General features: G+C 71.8%; 13 protein-coding genes. 6 read left to right on the plus strand and 7 right to left on the minus strand.

Annotated features, from left to right (window positions below; genetic code table 11):
- Positions 1-15: 15 nt before the first annotated feature.
- The 5 genes from glgB to ACYU8V_RS07445 form a co-directional block, all read right to left on the minus strand.
- Positions 16-1,944, minus strand: coding sequence for a 1,4-alpha-glucan branching protein GlgB (gene glgB, locus ACYU8V_RS07425; RefSeq protein WP_460846319.1), 1,929 nt, complete (start codon positions 1,942-1,944; stop codon positions 16-18).
- Positions 1,937-3,319 carry a maltokinase N-terminal cap-like domain-containing protein gene (locus ACYU8V_RS07430; protein WP_460846321.1) on the minus strand — a complete coding sequence of 461 codons (1,383 nt, stop codon included), beginning with the start codon at positions 3,317-3,319 and terminating at the stop codon, positions 1,937-1,939. The genes glgB and ACYU8V_RS07430 overlap by 8 nt, the downstream gene beginning before the upstream one ends.
- Positions 3,316-5,001 (minus strand): maltose alpha-D-glucosyltransferase, encoded by a 1,686-nt coding sequence (treS, locus tag ACYU8V_RS07435; RefSeq protein WP_460846323.1) that lies wholly within the window; start codon positions 4,999-5,001, stop codon positions 3,316-3,318. The genes ACYU8V_RS07430 and treS overlap by 4 nt, the downstream gene beginning before the upstream one ends.
- Positions 4,998-6,944, minus strand: a complete 1,947-nt coding sequence (locus ACYU8V_RS07440; protein WP_460846324.1) for an alpha-1,4-glucan--maltose-1-phosphate maltosyltransferase — start codon at positions 6,942-6,944, stop codon at positions 4,998-5,000. The genes treS and ACYU8V_RS07440 overlap by 4 nt, the downstream gene beginning before the upstream one ends.
- Before the next feature lie 69 nt (positions 6,945-7,013).
- Complete coding sequence (locus ACYU8V_RS07445) at positions 7,014-8,222, minus strand: molybdopterin molybdotransferase MoeA (RefSeq protein ID WP_460846325.1); 1,209 nt, start codon at positions 8,220-8,222, stop codon at positions 7,014-7,016.
- 191 nt (positions 8,223-8,413) lie between these two features.
- Between ACYU8V_RS07445 and glgP the strand changes: the two genes are divergently transcribed.
- Positions 8,414-10,927, plus strand: coding sequence for an alpha-glucan family phosphorylase (gene glgP / locus ACYU8V_RS07450; protein WP_460846327.1), 2,514 nt, complete (start codon positions 8,414-8,416; stop codon positions 10,925-10,927).
- Between the two features lie 6 nt (positions 10,928-10,933).
- Here the strand turns inward: glgP and glgX are convergent, their stop codons facing one another.
- Positions 10,934-13,021 (minus strand): glycogen debranching protein GlgX, encoded by a 2,088-nt coding sequence (glgX, locus tag ACYU8V_RS07455; RefSeq protein WP_460846328.1) that lies wholly within the window; start codon positions 13,019-13,021, stop codon positions 10,934-10,936.
- A 79-nt stretch (positions 13,022-13,100) separates the two neighbouring features.
- Between glgX and ACYU8V_RS07460 the strand changes: the two genes are divergently transcribed.
- The 5 genes from ACYU8V_RS07460 (at position 13,101) to ACYU8V_RS07480 (ending at position 17,783) form a co-directional block, all read left to right on the plus strand.
- On the plus strand, positions 13,101-13,901 hold the full coding sequence (locus ACYU8V_RS07460) for an enoyl-CoA hydratase/isomerase family protein (protein ID WP_460846330.1): 801 nt from the start codon (positions 13,101-13,103) through the stop codon (positions 13,899-13,901).
- Positions 13,902-13,918: 17 nt separating this feature from the next.
- Complete coding sequence (locus ACYU8V_RS07465) at positions 13,919-14,305, plus strand: hypothetical protein (RefSeq protein ID WP_460846332.1); 387 nt, start codon at positions 13,919-13,921, stop codon at positions 14,303-14,305.
- A 125-nt stretch (positions 14,306-14,430) separates the two neighbouring features.
- Positions 14,431-15,222 (plus strand): electron transfer flavoprotein subunit beta/FixA family protein, encoded by a 792-nt coding sequence (locus ACYU8V_RS07470; RefSeq protein ID WP_460846333.1) that lies wholly within the window; start codon positions 14,431-14,433, stop codon positions 15,220-15,222.
- Between the two features lie 11 nt (positions 15,223-15,233).
- Positions 15,234-16,187, plus strand: coding sequence for an electron transfer flavoprotein subunit alpha/FixB family protein (locus ACYU8V_RS07475; protein WP_460846334.1), 954 nt, complete (start codon positions 15,234-15,236; stop codon positions 16,185-16,187).
- 165 nt (positions 16,188-16,352) lie between these two features.
- Positions 16,353-17,783, plus strand: coding sequence for an MFS transporter (locus ACYU8V_RS07480; protein WP_460846336.1), 1,431 nt, complete (start codon positions 16,353-16,355; stop codon positions 17,781-17,783).
- Between the two features lie 15 nt (positions 17,784-17,798).
- Here the strand turns inward: ACYU8V_RS07480 and ACYU8V_RS07485 are convergent, their stop codons facing one another.
- Complete coding sequence (locus ACYU8V_RS07485; RefSeq protein ID WP_460846337.1) at positions 17,799-18,317, minus strand: SGNH/GDSL hydrolase family protein; 519 nt, start codon at positions 18,315-18,317, stop codon at positions 17,799-17,801.
- Positions 18,318-18,361 lie beyond the last annotated feature (44 nt).

Genomic DNA, 18,361 nt, shown 5'->3' on the forward strand with positions numbered 1-18,361 from the left:
CCCTATGCGGCGGGGTCAGGCGGGGCGAAGCCAGAGCGTGCTCAGCGGCGGCAGCACCACGTCGGCGTACGCCGGGAGCCCGCCGGGTGCCTTCGCTGCGAGGTCGGGCGCGGGGACCGCGGTGACGGTGCCGAGGTTGCCCCGCCCGCCGCCGTCGTACGCCGAGGCGTCGGTGTTGAGCACCTCGGCCCAGGTCCCGACGGCCGGGAGGGCGAGCCGGTAGCGGTTGTGCTCGCTCCCGGAGAAGTTCGTGACGCACACCAGCTCGCCGCCCTCGCGGTCGAGCCGACGGAACGCGAACACGTTCGCACCCGCGGCGTTGGCGTCGATCCACGCGAACCCCGCGGGCTCGTTGTCGCGCTGCCAGAGCGCGGGATGGGCGGCGTACACGCCGTTCAGGTCGCGCACCAGCGCCTGGACGCCGGCGTGCCCGGAGCGCTCCAGGATCCACCAGTCCAGCTCGCGCGCCTCGGCCCACTCGCGCTCCTGGCCGAGCTCGATGCCCATGAAGATCAGCTGCTTGCCGGGGTGCGCCCACTGGTAGGCCAGGTAGGCACGCAGCGTCGCGAGCTGCTCCTCGCGCGAGCCGGGCATCTTGGTGACCAGCGACCCCTTGCCGTGCACGACCTCGTCGTGGCTGAGCGGCAGCACGTAGTTCTCGGCATGCGCGTAGGCGAGGGTGAACGCCATCTCGCCGTGGTGGTGGGAGCGGTGGATCGGGTCACGCTCGAGGTAGCGCAGGGTGTCGTGCATCCAGCCCATGTTCCACTTGAACCCGAAGCCGAGCCCGCCGGTCGAGGTGGGCTGGGTGACGCCGGGCCACGCCGTCGACTCCTCGGCGATGGTGACCACGCCGGGCACCCGCTTGTAGACGGTGGCGTTGACCTCCTGCAGGAAGCTCACCGCCTCGAGGTGCTCGTTGCCGCCGTACTTGTTCGGCACCCACTCGCCGCCCCCGCGGGCGTAGTCGAGGTAGAGCATCGAGGCGACGCCGTCGACGCGCAGGCCGTCGGCATGGAACTCCTCGGCCCAGTAGATCGCGTTCGCCACCAGGAAGTTGCGGACCTCGTGACGGCCGAAGTTGAAGATGTAGGAGCCCCACTCGGGGTGCCAGCCGCGGCGCGGGTCCTCGTGCTCGTAGAGCGCCGTCCCGTCGAAGCGGGCCAGCGCCCACTCGTCGGTGGCGAAGTGGCCCGGCACCCAGTCCAGGATCACGCCGATGCCGGCGCGGTGCAGCGCGTCGATCAGACGGCGCAGCCCGTCGGGGTCGCCGAACCGGCTGTCGGCCGCGAAGTAGCCGGTCACGTGATAGCCCCACGACCCGCCGAACGGGTGCTGCATGACCGGCATCAGCTCGACGTGGGTGAACCCCATCGCCGCGAGGTACGCCGGCAGGTCGGCCGCCAGCTGGTCGTAGGTCCAGAAGGACCCGTCCGGGTGCCGCTTCCAGGAGCCGAGGTGCATCTCGTAGACCGACATCGGCTCGTGCACGGGGCTGCGCCGGGCGCGCTGCCGCATCCACTCCTCGTCGGCCCACCCGTGGGTGCTCGCGAAGACGCGCGAGCTGTGCGCGGGCGGGATCTCGGCGTACGCCGCGAAGGGGTCGGCCTTGTGCCGCCACACGCCGTCGGCGCCCTCGACGACGTACTGGTACGTCGCTCCGGAGCCGACGCCCGGCACGAACGCCTCCCACACCCCGGAGCCGTCCAGCATCCGCAGGGGAGCCGCGTTGCCGTCCCAGCCGTTGAAGTCGCCGACGACGCGGACCGAGCGGGCGTTGGGCGCCCACACGGCGAAGGACGTGCCGGCGACCGGGGCGGCGGTCGCCGGGTCCGGGAGCGTCCGGACGTGGGAGCCGAGCACCTCCCAGAGCTGCTCGTGGCGGCCCTCGCCGACCAGGTGCAGGTCGATCTCGCCCAGCGTCGGGGCGAAGAGCTCAGTCATCCTCGCCCCCCACCAGTCGGGCCAGCGCCCCGAGCGGGAGGTCCAGCCAGGCCTGTCGGTTGCGGGCCTCGTAGAGGCATTCGTACACGGCCTTGTCGGCGATGTAGGCGGTCACGATCGCGTCCTCCTCCGGGGTCAGCTCGCGTGCGGGGATCAGGGTGGCCGGGTCGCCGCCGACGTACGCCGCGAGGAAGGCGACCTGGTTGCGCCGCGCCCACTCCCGGGCCCCCTCGAGGCGGGCGGCGGTGAGCTCGGGCTCGACCGGGTCCTCGGCCGGGAACAGCGCGTGGGCGGCGTAGTCGAAGGAGCGCAGCATGCCGGCGACGTCGCGCCAGGGCGTGTCAGGACGCAGCCGATCGGCCAGCGACTTGGCCGGCTCGCCCTCGAAGTCGACCAGCTTCCACCCCACGACCGTGCGCAGGGTCTGGCCCAGGTGCAGGTCGCCGTGGATCCGCTGGACGTCGAGGTCGCCGAGGTCGAGCAGCGCGTCGTACCGCTCCTGGAGGGGTACGACGAACGGCGCGACCTGCGGCACGGCGCGGGCCGTCGCGGCCAGCCGGTGCCGCATCCCCTCGACGATCTGCGTGGTCGGCACGCGGTCGACCGGGAAGGCGACGCGGAGCTGCTCGTGGACCTCGGCCAGGGCCGCGCCCAAGCGGGCAGCCTCCCCGGCGAAGTCGCCGCCGAGGTGGCCGACGTCGAGGTGCTCGCCGGGGTGCATCTCGGCCTCGGCGTACAGGCTCCGGACGCTGGCCAGCGCCAGCTCCCACCCGTCGGTGGCGGTGCGCAGGAACTGCTGGAGCAGCGCGAGCTGCAGGGTCTCGCCCTCCGTGCCATCAGCGCTGCCGGCCTCCAGCCAGCCGTACAGCTCCGCGACGTGCGTCGAGCCGGCCTCGGTGAGGGCGCGGTGCGTGGTGATGTCGGGGTTCTCACCGGGGGTGACCTTGCGGAAGACCTTGAGCGCGGCCTCCTCGCCGAACAGCACCGTGGAGTTGGACTGCTCGCCGGAGAAGGCCGAGGCGACCACGTCCTCGCCGAGCTCGGGCCAGCCGCCGAGCCGGTGCCAGTCGGAGGCGCCCATGAGCACGTGCATCGCGGCGGAGTCGTGGACCGCGTCGTAGGCCGTGCGGCCGTCGGGCCACCGCCCGACGTGGGCGTGCTCGAGGCGGGGCTGTGGCTCGTCGTACAGCGCGAAGGGAAGCTGGTACAGCTCGGTCTCGGCCGGTGCGCCGGGGTCGTCGTAGGTGACCTCGACCAGCAGCAGCACGACCTCGGGATCGCCGCCCAGCCTCGCCGCCTCCCGCTGGCCGGTCACCGCGAACGTGCGGCCCTTGCCGCCGAACCAGCGACTGCGTGCGAGGAAGTCTTCGATCACAGGACGGGCCTCCCCGAGGTGTCGGGATCGGTGAGTCGGAACCAGTAGAACCCGTACCCGCTGAGCGTCAGGAGATACGGGAGCTCCCCGACGGCCGGGAAGGGGACGCCGCCGAGGAGCTCCACGGGGATGCAGCCGATGAAGCGACGCAGGTCGAGCTCGACCGGCTGCGGGAACCGGGACAGGTTGTTGACGCAGAGGATCACGTCGGTCCGGCCGGTGTCCGGATCGGTGTGCTCGCGGACGTAGGACAGCACCGACGGGTTCGAGCCGCCCAGGTCGGCGAAGGTGCCGAGCCCGAACGCGTCGTGATGGCGGCGCGCGTGGACCATCCGCTGGGTCCAGTGCAGCAGCGAGGACGGGTTCTGCAGCTGCGCCTCGACGTTGACGGCCTCGTAGCCGTAGACCGGGTCTTGGATCACCGGCAGGTGCAGCTTGCCGGGGGTGGCCGAGGAGAAGCCGGCGTTGCGGTCGGGCGTCCACTGCATCGGCGTGCGTACGCCGTCGCGGTCGCCCAGCCAGATGTTGTCGCCCATCCCGATCTCGTCGCCGTAGTAGAGGACCGGCGACCCGGGCAGCGACAGCAGCAGCGCGGTGAACAGCTCCATCCGGTTGACGTCGTTGTCGAGCAGCGGCGCCAGTCGGCGGCGGATGCCGATGTTCGCCTTCATCCGCGGGTCCTGGGCGTACTCGGCCCACATGTAGTCGCGGTCCTCGTCGGTGACCATCTCGAGGGTCAGCTCGTCGTGGTTGCGCAGGAAGATGCCCCACTGGCAGCCGTCCGGGATGGGCGGGGTCTGGTCCAGGATCTCGGAGATCGGGTAGCGCGACTCCCGGCGTACGGACATGAAGATGCGGGGCATCACCGGGAAGTGGAAGGCCATGTGGCACTCGTCGCCGTCGCCGAAGTACTCGACCACGTCGGTGGGCCACTGGTTGGCCTCGCACAGCAGCACCCGGCCGGGGTAGTTGTCGTCGACGTACTTGCGGACCTTCTTGAGGAACGCGTGGGTCTCCGGGAGGTTCTCCCCGTTGGTGCCGGGCCGCTCGTAGAGGTAGGGCACGGCGTCGAGGCGGAACCCGTCCAGGCCCAGGTCCAGCCAGAACGACATCGCCTCGATCATCGCGTCGTGGACCTTGGGGTTGTCGAAGTTGAGATCGGGCTGGTGGTGGAAGAACCGGTGCCAGTAGTACTGCTGGCGCACCGGGTCCCAAGTCCAGTTCGACGGCTCGGTGTCGACGAAGATGATCCGCGCGTCCTGGTAGAGGTCGTCGGTGTCGGACCAGACGTAGAAGTCGCCGTAGGGGCCGTCGGGATCGCTGCGGGAGGCCTGGAACCACGGGTGCTGGTCCGAGGTGTGGTTCATGACGAAGTCGATGATCACCCGGATGCCGCGCTCGTGGGCGGCCGCGACGAACTCGCGGAAGTCCTCGATCGTGCCGACCTCGGGCAGCACCGCCGTGTAGTCGGCGATGTCGTAGCCGCCGTCGCGCAGCGGGGAGGCGAAGAACGGCGGCACCCACAGGCAGTCGACGCCCAGCCAGGACAGGTAGTCGAGCTTCTCGGTGAGGCCCTTGAAGTCACCCGTGCCGTCGCCGTCGCTGTCGCGGAAGGTGCGCACCAGCACCTCGTAGAACACCGCCGTACGAAACCACTGCGGGTCGTCCCTGTCCAGCGTCATGGCAGCGACCTCACCGTCAGCACGTGCGCCGGCTCGACGGCCGGGTCCAGCCGCACCCAGGCGTGCTCGCTCCAGGTCCAGTCCTCCTCGGTCAGCTCCTCGTGCACCGCGAAGCTCGCCCCGGCGGGCAGCCCCAGCGCCGCGAGGTCCAGGTGCACGGTGCCCTCGTGGGCGGTGTGCGGGTCGAGGTTCAGCACCACGATCACCACGTCGACCCCGGCCCGCTTGGAGAAGCACAGCAGGTGGTCGCTGTCGGTGGGATGGACGGTGACGTTGCGCAGCTGCTGCAGGGCCGGGTGGGAGCGGCGCAGCTCGTTGAGCCGGGTGAGGTACGGCGCCAGCGTCCGCCCCTCCGCCTCGGCGGCGTCCCAGTCGCGGGGCCGCAGCTGGTACTTCTCCGAGTCCAGGTACTCCTCGCTGCCCGGGCGCACCGCGACGTGCTCGAACAGCTCGTAGCCGGAGTAGACGCCCCAGCTCGGGGAGCCCGTGGCGGCGAGCACCGCGCGGATCTTGAAGGCGGCAGGCCCGCCGTACTGCAGGAACTCGTGGAGGATGTCGGGGGTGTTGACGAAGAAGTTCGGCCGGATCCGATGGGCCGACTCCTCGCTGACCTCGCGCAGGTAGTCGGCCACCTCGTCCTTGGCCACCCGCCAGGTGAAGTAGGTGTAGGACTGGTGGAAGCCGATCGCGCCGAGGGTCTGCAGCATCGGCGGCTTGGTGAACGCCTCGGCGAGGAAGAGGACGTCGGGGTCGGTCGCGCGGATCTCGCCGAGCAGCCACTCCCAGAAGTCGACCGGCTTGGTGTGCGGGTTGTCGACGCGGAAGATCCGCACGCCGTGGTCCATCCAGTACCGGACCACGCGCAGGATCTCGGCGCGGATGCCGGCGGGGTCGTTGTCGAAGTTCAGCGGGTAGATGTCCTGGTACTTCTTCGGCGGGTTCTCGGCGTAGGCGATGGAGCCGTCGACCCGGGTGGTGAACCACTCCGGGTTGCTCCCGACCCACGGGTGGTCCGGCGCGCACTGCAGCGCCAGGTCCAGGGCGACCTCCAGGCCGAGCTCACGGGCGTGCTCGACGAAGGCGTCGAAGTCCTCGATGGTGCCGAGCTCGGGGGCGACGGCGTCGTGGCCGCCGTACCGGCTGCCGATGGCCCAGGGGGAGCCGGTCCAGTCGGCGGGGGTCGGCTCGCCCTCGGGGAGCACGGTGTTGTTCGGGCCCTTGCGGTTGACCTCGCCGATCGGGTGGATCGGCGGCAGGTAGACCACGTCGAAGCCCATCGCGGCGACCGCGTCGAGCCGCTTCGTGGCGCCCGCGAACCCGCCCTCGGAGCGCGGGAAGAACTCGTACCAGGAGGAGAACAGCGCCCGCTCGCGATCGGCGTACGCCGGGAACGGGCCGGCCACCGTGACCAGCTCGCGCAGCGGGTGGGCCCGCAGCGCCGCCACGACCTCGAGGGAGGTGAGCACCGCGAGCCGGGCCAGGGCGGGCCGCTCGGTGTCGGCGCAGGCCGCGATCGCCGCCTCCACGGCGGTCAGGTCGTCGGGGGCTGTGGCCGCGACCCGCTCCAGCAGCACCCGCCCCTCCTGGAACATCAGCTCCACGTCGACACCGGCCCGGATCTTGACCTCGGCGGCGTGGTGCCAGGTGGCGACCGGGTCGGACCAGGCCCGGACCTCGAAGGTCCACAGGCCGGGGGAGTCGGGCGTGACCCACGCCCGGTAGCGGTCGACCGTGTGCCGGTCGACCGCGGGCAGCTGCTCCATCCGCACCGGCGGTCTGCGGTTCCCCCCGGGGTCGACGAGCACCACCTCCGCGCCGAGCCGGTCATGGCCCTCGCGGAAGACCGTGGCGTCGACGGGGAAGGGCTCCGCGACGGCAGCCTTCACCGGGCGCCCTTCGCCGAGAACGGGCATCACATCGGTCACGGGGATCCGTCCGACCATGTGTCCAGCCAAGCGGGCCCGGCGCTCCCGGACAAGGGCCCGCGCGTGTCGCGGGCGAATCGGCCCGGCTCAGCCCAGCGTCAGGTCCCACACCTCGACGCTCGCCCCCGACGCCAGCTCCGCGGTCTCGGCGGGGAGGTCGATGAGGCAGTCGGCGCCGGCGTACCAACCCAGGAAGCCGCTGCCCGCCGGGCCCCAGGTCCGCACCGTGCCCGCGTCGCGGTCCAGGCGGCCGCGGCGCAGCTGCCGCTTGCCCGCCGGGGACGTGAGCGACTCGGTGAGCGTGGCGGTGACGACCGGGCGCCCGGGGCGCAGGCCGGCCAGCCGGCGCAGGGCCGGGCGGACGAAGACCTCGAAGGAGACCAGCGAGCTGACCGGGTTGCCGGGCAGGCACACGACCGGTACGCCGGCGTACGAGCCGAGGCCCTGGGGCATGCCCGGCTGCATCGCGACCTTGGTGAAGCTCACGCCGCGCGGCCCGAACGCGTCCTTGACGACCTCGTAGGCACCGGCGCTGACGCCGCCGGAGGTGAGGACCAGGTCGATCCCGCCGTCGGCCAGCGCCGCGTCGAGGACCCCGAGGAAGGCCGTCACGTCGTCGGCCGAGGTGAGCGTGCGGACCGCCTCGGCTCCGGCATCGGTCACGGCGGCCGCGAGCATCGGACCGTTGGAGTCACGGATCATCCCGGCGCCCGGCTCGGGGTCGTCGGTCAGCTCGGAGCCGGTGGACAGCACCAGGACCCGCGGCCAGCGCCGGCAGGTGACCTCGCGGACCCCGAGGGCGACCAGGGCACCGAGCTGGGCCGCGCCGATCAGCGCCCCGGGCGCGAGCATCTCCGCGCCCGCGCGTACGTCGCTCCCGGCCTCCCGCACGAAGCTGCCCGGCTCCCGTGCGGCGCGGATCTGCACGTGCACCGTCCCCGCGTCGGTCGCCTCGACCTCGACGACCGCGTCGGCGCCGTGCGGCAGCGGCGCGCCGGTCATGATCCGCTGGGTCGTGCCGGGATCCAGCGTCCCGACCGGAGCGCCCGCGGGGATGTCGCCCGCGACCGGCAGCAGCACGGGGGTGTGCTCGGACGCGCCGGCGACGTCGACCGCCCGCACGGCGTACCCGTCCATGCCGGAGTTGGCGAAGGACGGGAGCGACTCCGGGGCCGTCACGGCCTCGGCGAGGACCCGGCCGAGCGACTCGGCCACCGGGACCAGCTCGGTGCGGGGGAGGTGGTCGAGGAGGGCCGCGACGGCGGCCTGGTGGTCGGGCACGGAGACGAGGGTCACGGCGCCAGACTAGGGAAAAAGCGCGGCGGGCGAGCCGGCCCCCATGATCCGTCTCGCCCGCAGCTTGATCGGATAACGCGACACCGCGTCACGGGTTACGGGTCGGATCTCGCAATTCCCGACCCGGAGCGCCGGGCCAGCGCATCCGAGGGACGTTGGCCCGCCGCCCGCCCCGTGGCTAGGTTCGTGGCATGCGCGCGATCCGACGCTTCACCGTCCGGCCCGTCCTGCCCGAGCCGCTCGCCGCCCTCGGCGAGCTGGCACTCAACCTGCGCTGGTCCTGGCACCTCCCGACCCAGGAGCTCTTCGCGTCGATCGACCCGGAGGCATGGGAGCGGGTCGGGCAGGACCCGACGCGGCTGATCGGCGAGGTCGAGCCGTCGCGGTGGGCCGAGCTCGCCGCCGACGCGTCCTTCGTGGCCCGGGTCGCGGAGGTGCGCGGCGACCTGGCGGCGTACCTCTCGGGGCCGGGGGCCTTCGACCGGACGATCGCCTACTTCTCGCCGGAGTTCGGGATCACCGCCGCGCTGCCGCAGTACTCCGGCGGCCTCGGAATCCTCGCCGGCGACCACCTCAAGGCCGCCAGCGACCTCGGCGTGCCGATCGTCGGCGTCGGCCTGCTCTACCGGCACGGCTACTTCAAGCAGGCGCTGTCGCGCGAGGGCTGGCAGCTGGAGAGCTACCCGGTCCTCGACCCCGACGAGCTGCCGATCTCGCCGCTGCGCGAGGAGGACGGCACGCGGGTGCGGATCGGGATCCGGATGCCCGGCGGCGCCGACCTGTTCGCCCAGGTCTGGGTGGCGTACGTCGGACGGGTGCCCCTGCTGCTGCTCGACACCATGGTCGAGGAGAACCAGGGCGAGCTGCGCGACGTCACCGACCGGCTCTACGGCGGGACGGGCGAGCACCGGCTGCGCCAGGAGATCCTGCTCGGCGTCGGCGGCGTGCGCGCGCTGCGGGCGTGGGCGCGGATCACCGGGACCCCGGCGCCGGAGGTCTTCCACACCAACGAGGGCCACGCGGGCTTCCTCGGCGTCGAGCGGATCCGCGAGCTGACCGCCGACGACGCCGGGCCCCGCCTCGACCTCGCCACCGCGCTGGAGGTAGGCCGCGGCTCGACGGTCTTCACCACCCACACCCCGGTGCCGGCCGGGATCGACCGCTTCCCGCGGACCCTGATCGAGCAGTACTTCGACGAGGCCGGGGGCGCCACGCCCGGCGTACCGACCGAGGCGGTGCTGTCGCTCGGCGCCGAGGACTTCCCGGGCGGCGACCCCGGCGTGTTCAACATGGCGGTGATGGGCTTCCGCCTCGCGCAGCGGGCGAACGGCGTCTCGGAGCTGCACGGCGAGGTCAGCCGCGAGATGTTCCACGGCCTGTGGCCCGCCTTCGACGAGGCCGAGGAGCCGATCACCTCGATCACCAACGGCGTACACGCACCCACCTGGGTCGCCGCCGAGCTGCAGGCGCTCGGCCCGAAGCCCGGCGACGCGTCCGCGGTCGAGATCTGGCAGACCAAGTGGCGGATGCGGCAGGCCCTGGTCGCCGATGCCCGCAAGCGGCTGCGCAAGTCGTGGCTGAAGCGGGGCGCGACGCCGGGGGAGCTGGGCTGGATCGACACCGCGCTGGATCCCGACGTGCTGACCATCGGCTTCGCGCGGCGGGTGCCGTCGTACAAGCGGCTCACCCTGATGCTGCGCGACCCCGACCGGCTCAGGGCCCTGTTGCTCGATCCGGAGCGCCCGGTGCAGCTGGTGATCGCGGGCAAGGCCCACCCCGCCGACGAGGGCGGCAAGCGGCTGATCCAAGAGCTGGTGCGCTTCGCCGACGACCCCGAGGTCCGCCATCGCATCGTGTTCCTGCCCAACTACGACATCGCGCTCGCGCTGCCGCTCTACCCGGGCTGCGACGTGTGGCTGAACAACCCGCTGCGGCCCTACGAGGCGTGCGGCACCTCGGGCATGAAGGCCGCCCTGAACGGGGGCCTCAACCTCTCCATCCGCGACGGCTGGTGGGACGAGTGGTACGACGAGGAGTTCGGCTGGTCCATCCCGTCCGCCACCAGCGCCGAGGACCCCGACCGTCGCGACGACCTCGAGGCGGCCGCCCTCTACGACCTGATCGAGAACGAGGTAGCGCCGCGCTTCTACGACCGCGACGCCGACGGCGTGCCCGGCCGCTGGGTCGAGATGCTGCGCCACACGTGGGGCGAGCTGGGGCCCAAGGTCCTCGCGGACCGGATGGTGATGGAGTACGTCGACCGCCTCTACGCCCCGGCCGCAGCGAACGGCGCGGCGCTGACCGCCGACGGGTACGCCGCCGCCCGCGACCTCGCCGCGTGGAAGGCCCGGGTGCGCGGTGCCTGGGACGGCGTGGCCGTCGAGCACGTCGAGTCGCACGGTGGCAGCGACGCGCCCGAGGTCGGCTCCCGTCTCGGACTGCATGCCTACGTCGCGCTGGGGGAGCTGACCCCGGGCGACGTGCGGGTCGAGGCGGTGCACGGCCGCGTCGACGCCGAGGACGCGTTGGTGGAGGCGACATCGACCGAGCTGGTGCTCGCCGAGTCCTACGACGGCAACCGGTTCCGCTTCGACGGCGACCTCGTCCTGGAGCGCTCGGGCGCCTTCGGCTACACGGTCCGGGTCGTGCCGACGCACCCGCTGGTGGTCTCGCCGGCCGAGCTGGGGGTCGTGGCCACGGCCTGAGCCTGCCTACGCCTCCTGCAGGACCACCACCGTGCGGGGCCCGATGGTGATCGACTCGCCCGCTCGGACCGGCGTACCGGCGGCGAGGTCGGGATCGGTGGACAGCACGACCGACCCGCTGTGCACCCAGTCGTTGTCGGGCAGGTACAGGTCGACGTCACCGGCCCCGGCGTGGAACCAGACCAGGAACGAGCTGTCGAGCAGCTGCTCGCCGTGCGGTCCGGGCTCGCGCAGCGGCTTGCCCGAGACGAACATGCCGATGGTCTGCAGGCCCTCGTCGTGCCAGTCCTCGTCGGTCATCTCGCGGCCGGTCGGGTGCAGCCAGGCCAGGTCCTTCGCGCCGCCGACGATGGTGGGGCGCCCCTCGAACCAGTGCCGCTGCCGCAGCGCCGGGTGCTCGCGGCGCAACCGGAGGGCGGCCTTGGTGAGCTCGTAGACGTCCAGCCACGCGTCGTCGGGCCGCCAGTCGACCCAGGAGATCTCGTCGTCCTGGCAGTAGGCGTTGTTGTTGCCGCCCTGGGTGCGCCCCCGCTCGTCGCCCGCGGTCAGCATCGGCACGCCGTTGGACAGGCACAGCGTCGCCATCAGGTTCGCCGCCTGGCGCCGCCGGGCCGCCACGATCGCGGGGTCGTCGGTCTCGCCCTCGACCCCGAAGTTCTGCGACCGGTTGTCGTCGGTCCCGTCCCGGTTGTCCTCGCCGTTGGCCTCGTTGTGCTTGTGCTCGTAGGAGACCAGGTCGCGCAGGGTGAACCCGTCGTGGGCCGTCACGAAGTTCACCGAGTTGTACGCCGAGCGTCCGTCGTCGGCGTACAGGTCCGAGGAGCCGGCCAGCCGGGTGGCGACGTCGAACATGCCCGGGGTCTGCGTGCGCCAGAAGTCCCGCACGGTGCCGCGGAACTTGTCGTTCCACTCCACCCACGGCGGCGGCATGTTGCCGACCAGGTAGCCGTCCATCGAGGTGTCCCACGGCTCGGCGATCAGCTTCACGTGCCGCAGCACGGGGTCCTGGCCGATCGCGGTGAGCAGCTTGCAGGCCATGTCGATCCGGATCGCGTCGTCGCCCGCGGTGCGGGTGAGGGCCGACATCAGGTCGAAGCGGAAGCCGTCGACGTGCATCTCGGTCACCCAGTAGCGCAGCGAGTCGAGGATCAGCCGCAGGGCGAGGGGGTCCTCGGAGTCGACGGTGTTGCCGCAGCCGGTGACGTCCCAGTAGGTGTCGTCGTACTCGCCCTCGGGGACCGGCACCCGCCGGTAGAACCCGCGGTCGTCGAACCCGCGGAAGCTCAGCGTCGGGCCGTCCGGGCCCGCCTCGGCCGTGTGGTTGTAGACCACGTCGAGGATGACCTCGATGCCCGCGGCGTGGAACGAGCGCACCATCTGCTTGAACTCGGTCACCTGCTGGCCGCGGTCGCCCGAGGCGCTGTAGGCGCCGTGCGGGGCGAAGAAGCCGATCGTGTTGTAGCCCCAGTAGTTGGTCAGCCCGCGCTCGACCAGCGCCGGCTCGGGCACGAACTGGTGCACGGGCAGCAGCTCGACCGCGGTGATCCCGAGGTCGCGCAGGTAGTCGGTGACCACCGAGTGGCCCAGGCCGGCGTAGGTGCCGCGCAGCTCGGGCGGGATGCGGTCATGGAGCTGGGTGTAGCCCTTGACGTGCAGCTCGTAGATGACGGTGTCGCGCCACCGCAGCGACATGGGCGCGTCATCGCCCCAGTCGTACGCCGGATCCACGACCACGCTGCGCATCGGCTCCCCGCCGGCGGCCAGGCCGTACGGGTCGAGCAGCACGACCTCGGAGTCGAAGCGCAGCCCCTGCTCGGGCTCGTGCGGACCGTCGACGCGGTAGCCGTACCGGGTGCCCGGCGCGATCCCGGGCAGCGCACCGTGCCAGATGCCGAGCGACTGCTCGGTGAGCGGGAAGCGGCGCTCGGCGTCACCGGGCCCGTCGTCGTACAGGCACAGCCAGACCTCGGTGGCACGTGGCGCGTAGACCGCGAAGTTGGTGGAGGCGACCGTCCAGGTCGCCCCGAGGGGCCAGTTGCGGCCGGGCCAGGTCGGAGCCTGCTCGCCGAGAGAACGCCACGATCCGGGGGTCACGGCTCCAAGTTAGATGATCACCATTCGCGGGTCGGGCTGCGGCCGGCTCCCAGTCACGGCAGAATGCTTGGTTGACCGCATGCTCGAGGGAAGGGACCCGATGACCGAGTTCGTCCGGCTGGACGTGGCCGACGGTGTGGGGACGATCCGACTGGACCGTCCCAAGATGAACGCGATCAGCCTGCAGGTGCAGGACGAGCTGACCGCGGTCGCCGCCGAGGCCACCGCACGCGACGACGTCCGGGCGGTCGTGGTCTGGGGCGGCGAGCGGGTGTTCGCCGCCGGCAACGACGTCAAGGAGATGGGGGAGATCCCCTACACCGCGATGGTCGACCGGGTCGACGCGCTGCAGGGCGCCGTCACCGCGATCGCGCGGATCCCCAAGCCGGTCGTGGCCGCGATCAACGGCTACGCGCTCGGCGGCGGCTGCGAGCTCGCCCTCGCCGCCGACATCCGGTACGCCGCCGAGGACGCCGTCCTGGGCCAGCCGGAGGTGCTGCTCGGCATCATCCCGGGTGCCGGAGGCACGCAGCGGCTGCCGCGGCTGGTCGGTCCGGCCAAGGCGAAGGAGCTGCTGTTCAGCGGCCGGTTCGTGAAGGCCGACGAGGCGCTCGCCATCGGACTGGTCGACAAGGTGCTCCCGGCCGCCGAGGTCTACGAGGCCGCGGTCGCGTGGGCGCGGCAGTTCTCCGGGGCAGCGCCGTACGCACTGAGGGCGATCAAGGAGTCGGTGGACCAGGGCCTGGAGAGCGACCTGGAGACGGGGCTGTTCATCGAGCGCCGGCACTTCTCCTCCATCTTCGCCACCGAGGACGCCCGCATCGGCATGCGCTCCTTCGTCGAGAACGGGCCGGGCAAGGCCACCTTCACGGGCAAGTGATGCGGGAGGGCGACGAGGTGAGCGAGGAGCAGGACGCGGAGGAGCAGCACGACAGCGGGGCGACCGTCGAGGCGACGGCCCCGCGGCGCAGCCGTGCCCTGACCTCCGCGCAGATCCGAGGCCGGATCGCGTCGGTGCTCTGGACGGTCTGTGTGGTCATCGCGCTGTGCCTGGCCGGCGCCGCCTTCAGCTACGCCCTGGACGCCAACCCGGCCAACTCGCTGATCAAGCTGCTGCGCGGCGTCGCCGACCACTGCGACCTGGGGTGGTTCGACCTCGACAACCCGATCTGGCGCGGCACCGGGGCCAACGCGGAGACCAAGACCGTGCTGGCCAACTACGGCATCGCCGCCGTCGTCTACCTGGTGGTGGGCCGCGCGCTGGAGCGCCTGATCCGTCGCTGATCCGCTCCGGCGGCGGCCAGCGGCGTGGCGAAGGCCACGTGGACGGGTTCGCCGGGGTTGGTGACCGGGCGGTAACCTGCCCAACGCTGTCCTACGAGTAGGAAGGGGCCGTTGCGGCCACAACCATGAACATTGTCGTGTGCGTTAAGTACGTTCCCGACGCGACCGCCGACCGGCGGTTCGAGTCGGACAACACCGTTGACCGCGTCGGCGTCGACGGGCTCCTCTCCGAGCTCGACGAGTACGCCGTGGAGCAGGCCCTGCAGCTCAAGGAGAAGCGCGCCGACGAGGAGGTCAACGTCATCGCGCTGACCGTCGGCCCCCAGGCCGCCGAGGCCGCCGTGCGCAAGGCGCTGCAGATGGGCGCCGACTCGGCCGTCCACGTCATCGACGACGCCATCGCGGGCTCTGACGCGATCGCCACGTCGCTGGTGCTCGCCAAGGCCATCGAGAAGATCGGCGTCCCCGACCTGGTCGTGACCGGCCTGGCCGGCACCGACTCGATGATGAGCGTCATGCCGGCGATGCTGGCCGAGCGCCTCAACCTGCCGCAGGTCTCCCAGGCCGCCGTGGTGGAGTCGCAGGGCGACCAGGTCCGCATCAAGCGTGACGGCGACGCGGCGACCGAGGTCATCGGCGGCACCATGCCGCTGGTCCTCTCGGTCACCGACCAGTCCGGCGAGGCCCGCTACCCCTCCTTCAAGGGGATCATGGCGGCCAAGAAGAAGCCGCTGGAGACCTACTCGCTGGGCGACCTGGGTGTCGACGCCGGCGAGGTCGGCCTGTCGGTCGCGTGGAGCGAGGTCACCGAGACCGCCGCCCGCCCGCCGCGCACCGCCGGCGAGATCGTCAAGGACGAGGACGGCTCGGGTGCCACGGCGCTGGTCGAGTTCCTCGCCTCGAAGAAGTTCATCTGAGGAGGCTGGACATGTCTGAAGTTCTGGTTCTCGTCGACCACGTCGACGGCACCGTCAAGAAGCCGACCTACGAGCTCCTCGCCATCGCCAAGCGGCTCGGTGAGCCCTCGGCGGTCTTCATCGGTGGCGCCGACAAGGCTGCCGCCGCTGCCGACGCCGTCAAGGGCTACGGCGCCGAGAAGGTGTACGTCGTCGACGACACCGAGATCAAGGGCTACCTGGTGGCCCCCAAGGCCGAGGTCCTCGCGCAGATCGCCGGCACGGCCAGCCCGGCCGCGATCCTGATCCCGTCCTCGGCCGAGGGCAAGGAGGTCGCCGGTCGCCTGGCGATCAAGCTCGGCTCGGGCCTGATCACCGACGCGATCGACGTCGAGGCCGACGGCACGACCACCCAGTCGGTCTTCGCCGGCAACTTCACGGTCAAGGCCAAGGTCACCAAGGGCACGCCGATCATCACGGTCAAGCCCAACTCGGCCGCCCCGGAGGAGGGTGCCGGCGCCGGCACCGTCGAGAACGTCTCCGTGACGATCTCGGACGCCGCCAAGACCGCGCAGATCGTGGCCTCGCAGCCGCGTCAGGCCACCGGTCGCCCCGAGCTCACCGAGGCCGCCATCGTGGTCTCCGGTGGTCGTGGCACCGGCGGTGACTTCACCGCGGTCGAGGCTCTCGCCGACGCGCTCGGTGCCGCGGTCGGCGCCTCGCGCGCCGCCGTCGACTCCGGCTGGAAGCCGCACACCTTCCAGGTCGGCCAGACCGGCAAGACGGTCTCGCCGCAGCTGTACGTCGCCAACGGCATCTCCGGCGCGATCCAGCACCGGGCCGGCATGCAGACCTCGAAGACCATCGTGGCGGTCAACAAGGACGAGGAGGCCCCGATCTTCGAGCTCGTGGACTTCGGCGTCGTGGGTGACCTCCACTCGGTCCTGCCGAAGGTCACCGAGGGCATCAACGCTCGCAAGGGCTGAGCTCCTCAGCTCCCGTCGACCGGGGAGCACCGTCCAGCACGGTGCTCCCCGGTCGCACTTTTACCGGCCGTCTCGGGTCGTGCCGGTCTGCCAGGACATGGCGGCGACCCGTCGGGGAACCGGTGACGTACCCGATCTTTCGACCAAGGAGCGCTGCCCGCAGCCGTGTCCGTCCTCATCCCACGCGAACGTCCCCGGAAGTGGCGCGCCGACGACGTCATCGTGACCGAGCCGTCGGTGGTCCGTCGTGCCATCGGCGCAGCCGCGATCGGCAACCTGACCGAGTGGTACGACTTCGGCGTCTACGCCTACTTCGAGCCCACGATCAAGGATGTCTTCTTCTCCGGGCTGAGCGACACCGCCGGCACGATCGCCACCTTCGGCCTGTTCGCGGTCGCCTTCCTGGTCCGCCCCTTCGGCGGTCTGTTCTTCGGCCCGCTGGCCGACCGGATCGGCCGCAACACGGTGCTCGCCGCGACGATGATCCTGATGGCCCTCGGGACCTTCTCGATCGGGTGCATCCCCGACAAGCACGCGATCGGTCTGTGGGCGCCCGCCCTGCTGCTGCTCGCGCGACTCGTCCAGGGCTTCTCGACCGGCGGTGAGTACGGCAACGCGATGACCTTCATCGCGGAGTACGCACCCGACCGGCGCCGGGGCTTCCTCGGCAGCTGGTTGGAGTTCGGCACGTTCACCGGCTATCTGCTCGGCGCCCTGGTCGTCACGGTCGTCGACGCCCAGCTCTCCGACGCCCAGCTGCACTCCTGGGGATGGCGGCTGCCCTTCTTCGTGGCGCTGCCGCTCGGCATCGTCGGCGTCTACCTGCGGACCCGGCTGGCCGACACGCCCGCGTTCCAGCAGCTGGAGCGCGACGCGGAGCAGAAGGAGCGTGCCCACCGCGCCAGCAGCGAGGCACGCACGTTGGCTCGGCTGTGGCCGTTCCTCCTGGTGTGCATGGGCCTGGTGATCGTCTGGAACGTCACCAACTACATGCTCACCTCCTACATGCCGACCTATGTCACCGAGACGGTTCCCGACGCGACGGCCGGGGGTGGCGTGTCCTCGAGCGCCTCGCAGTGGCTCCAGATCGCGGTGATGGCGATCGCGCTGCTCCTCATCCCGCTGCTCGGCCTGCTCTCGGACCGGGTCGGCCGCAAGCCGCTGATGTGGACGGGCACGAGCATGCTGCTCGTGCTCGCGCTGCCGATGGTCCTGCTCGTCCGCTCGCACAGCACTGCTGGGGTGTTCGCCGGCCTGGCGCTGATGGGCTTCGCGCTGATCTGCTTCAGCGCGACCGGCCCCTCGACGCTGCCGTCGCTGTTCCCGACCGAGGTGCGCGGAGCCGGCCTGTCGGTCGCGTTCAACGTCGCGATCTCACTGTTCTGCGGCACCGTCTCGGTGGTGGTCGGAGCGCTCGTCAGCGCCACGGGCGACCTGAACTGGCCGGCGTACTACCTGATCGGGGCGGGTGTCGTCGGCGCGGTCTCGCTGCTGTTCCTGCAGGAGCCGAACGGACGACGGATGTGGGGCTCGGCGCCCGCGGCCGCGTCCGAGGAGGAGGCGCAGGAGGTGGCGGCCGAGGCGAGCGTCTCCTGACCGGACCGCCCCGAGCTAGCGACGTGATCGCTTGGCAGCGGTCCGGGCGGCGCGGCGCAGGGCGGGGACGAAGAGCAGGTGGGCGGCCTTGCTGAGGTGGACGCCGTCGGCGATCCGGGCCCGCATGCCGAGGGGCGCGATGACCTTCGGGGTGTCGACCACGAGGCCGCCGCGCGACCGGACCAGCGCGGCCGCCGCGGCGGCGTACTCCTCCACGCGGACCTCCGGGTACGGCGCCCGCTCGTCGACGCCGGGACTCGTCGCGAGCACGACCGAGCGGCCCTCGCAGCGCTCCAGGACCTGCCGGATCGCGCCGAGGAACTCCTCGAGCGGGATGGGCCGGCTGGCGCCGTCGTTGCTGCCGATGCTCATCATCACGACGTCGAAGTCGCGGGGGTCCAGGTCACCTAGCTGGTCGAGCATCTCCGGCGCGATCGCGCCGCCGACCGCGAGGTTCACGGTGTCGCGCGAGACGGCCCACGGGATGAGGTGCAGCCGGTCGAAGTGACTGTCGCCGAGCATCAGGACGCGCATGGCCGCGACCCTAGGGCACGACGCGGGCTCGGCCCAGGACCATG

It is taken from the genome of Nocardioides ultimimeridianus (assembly GCF_054777895.1).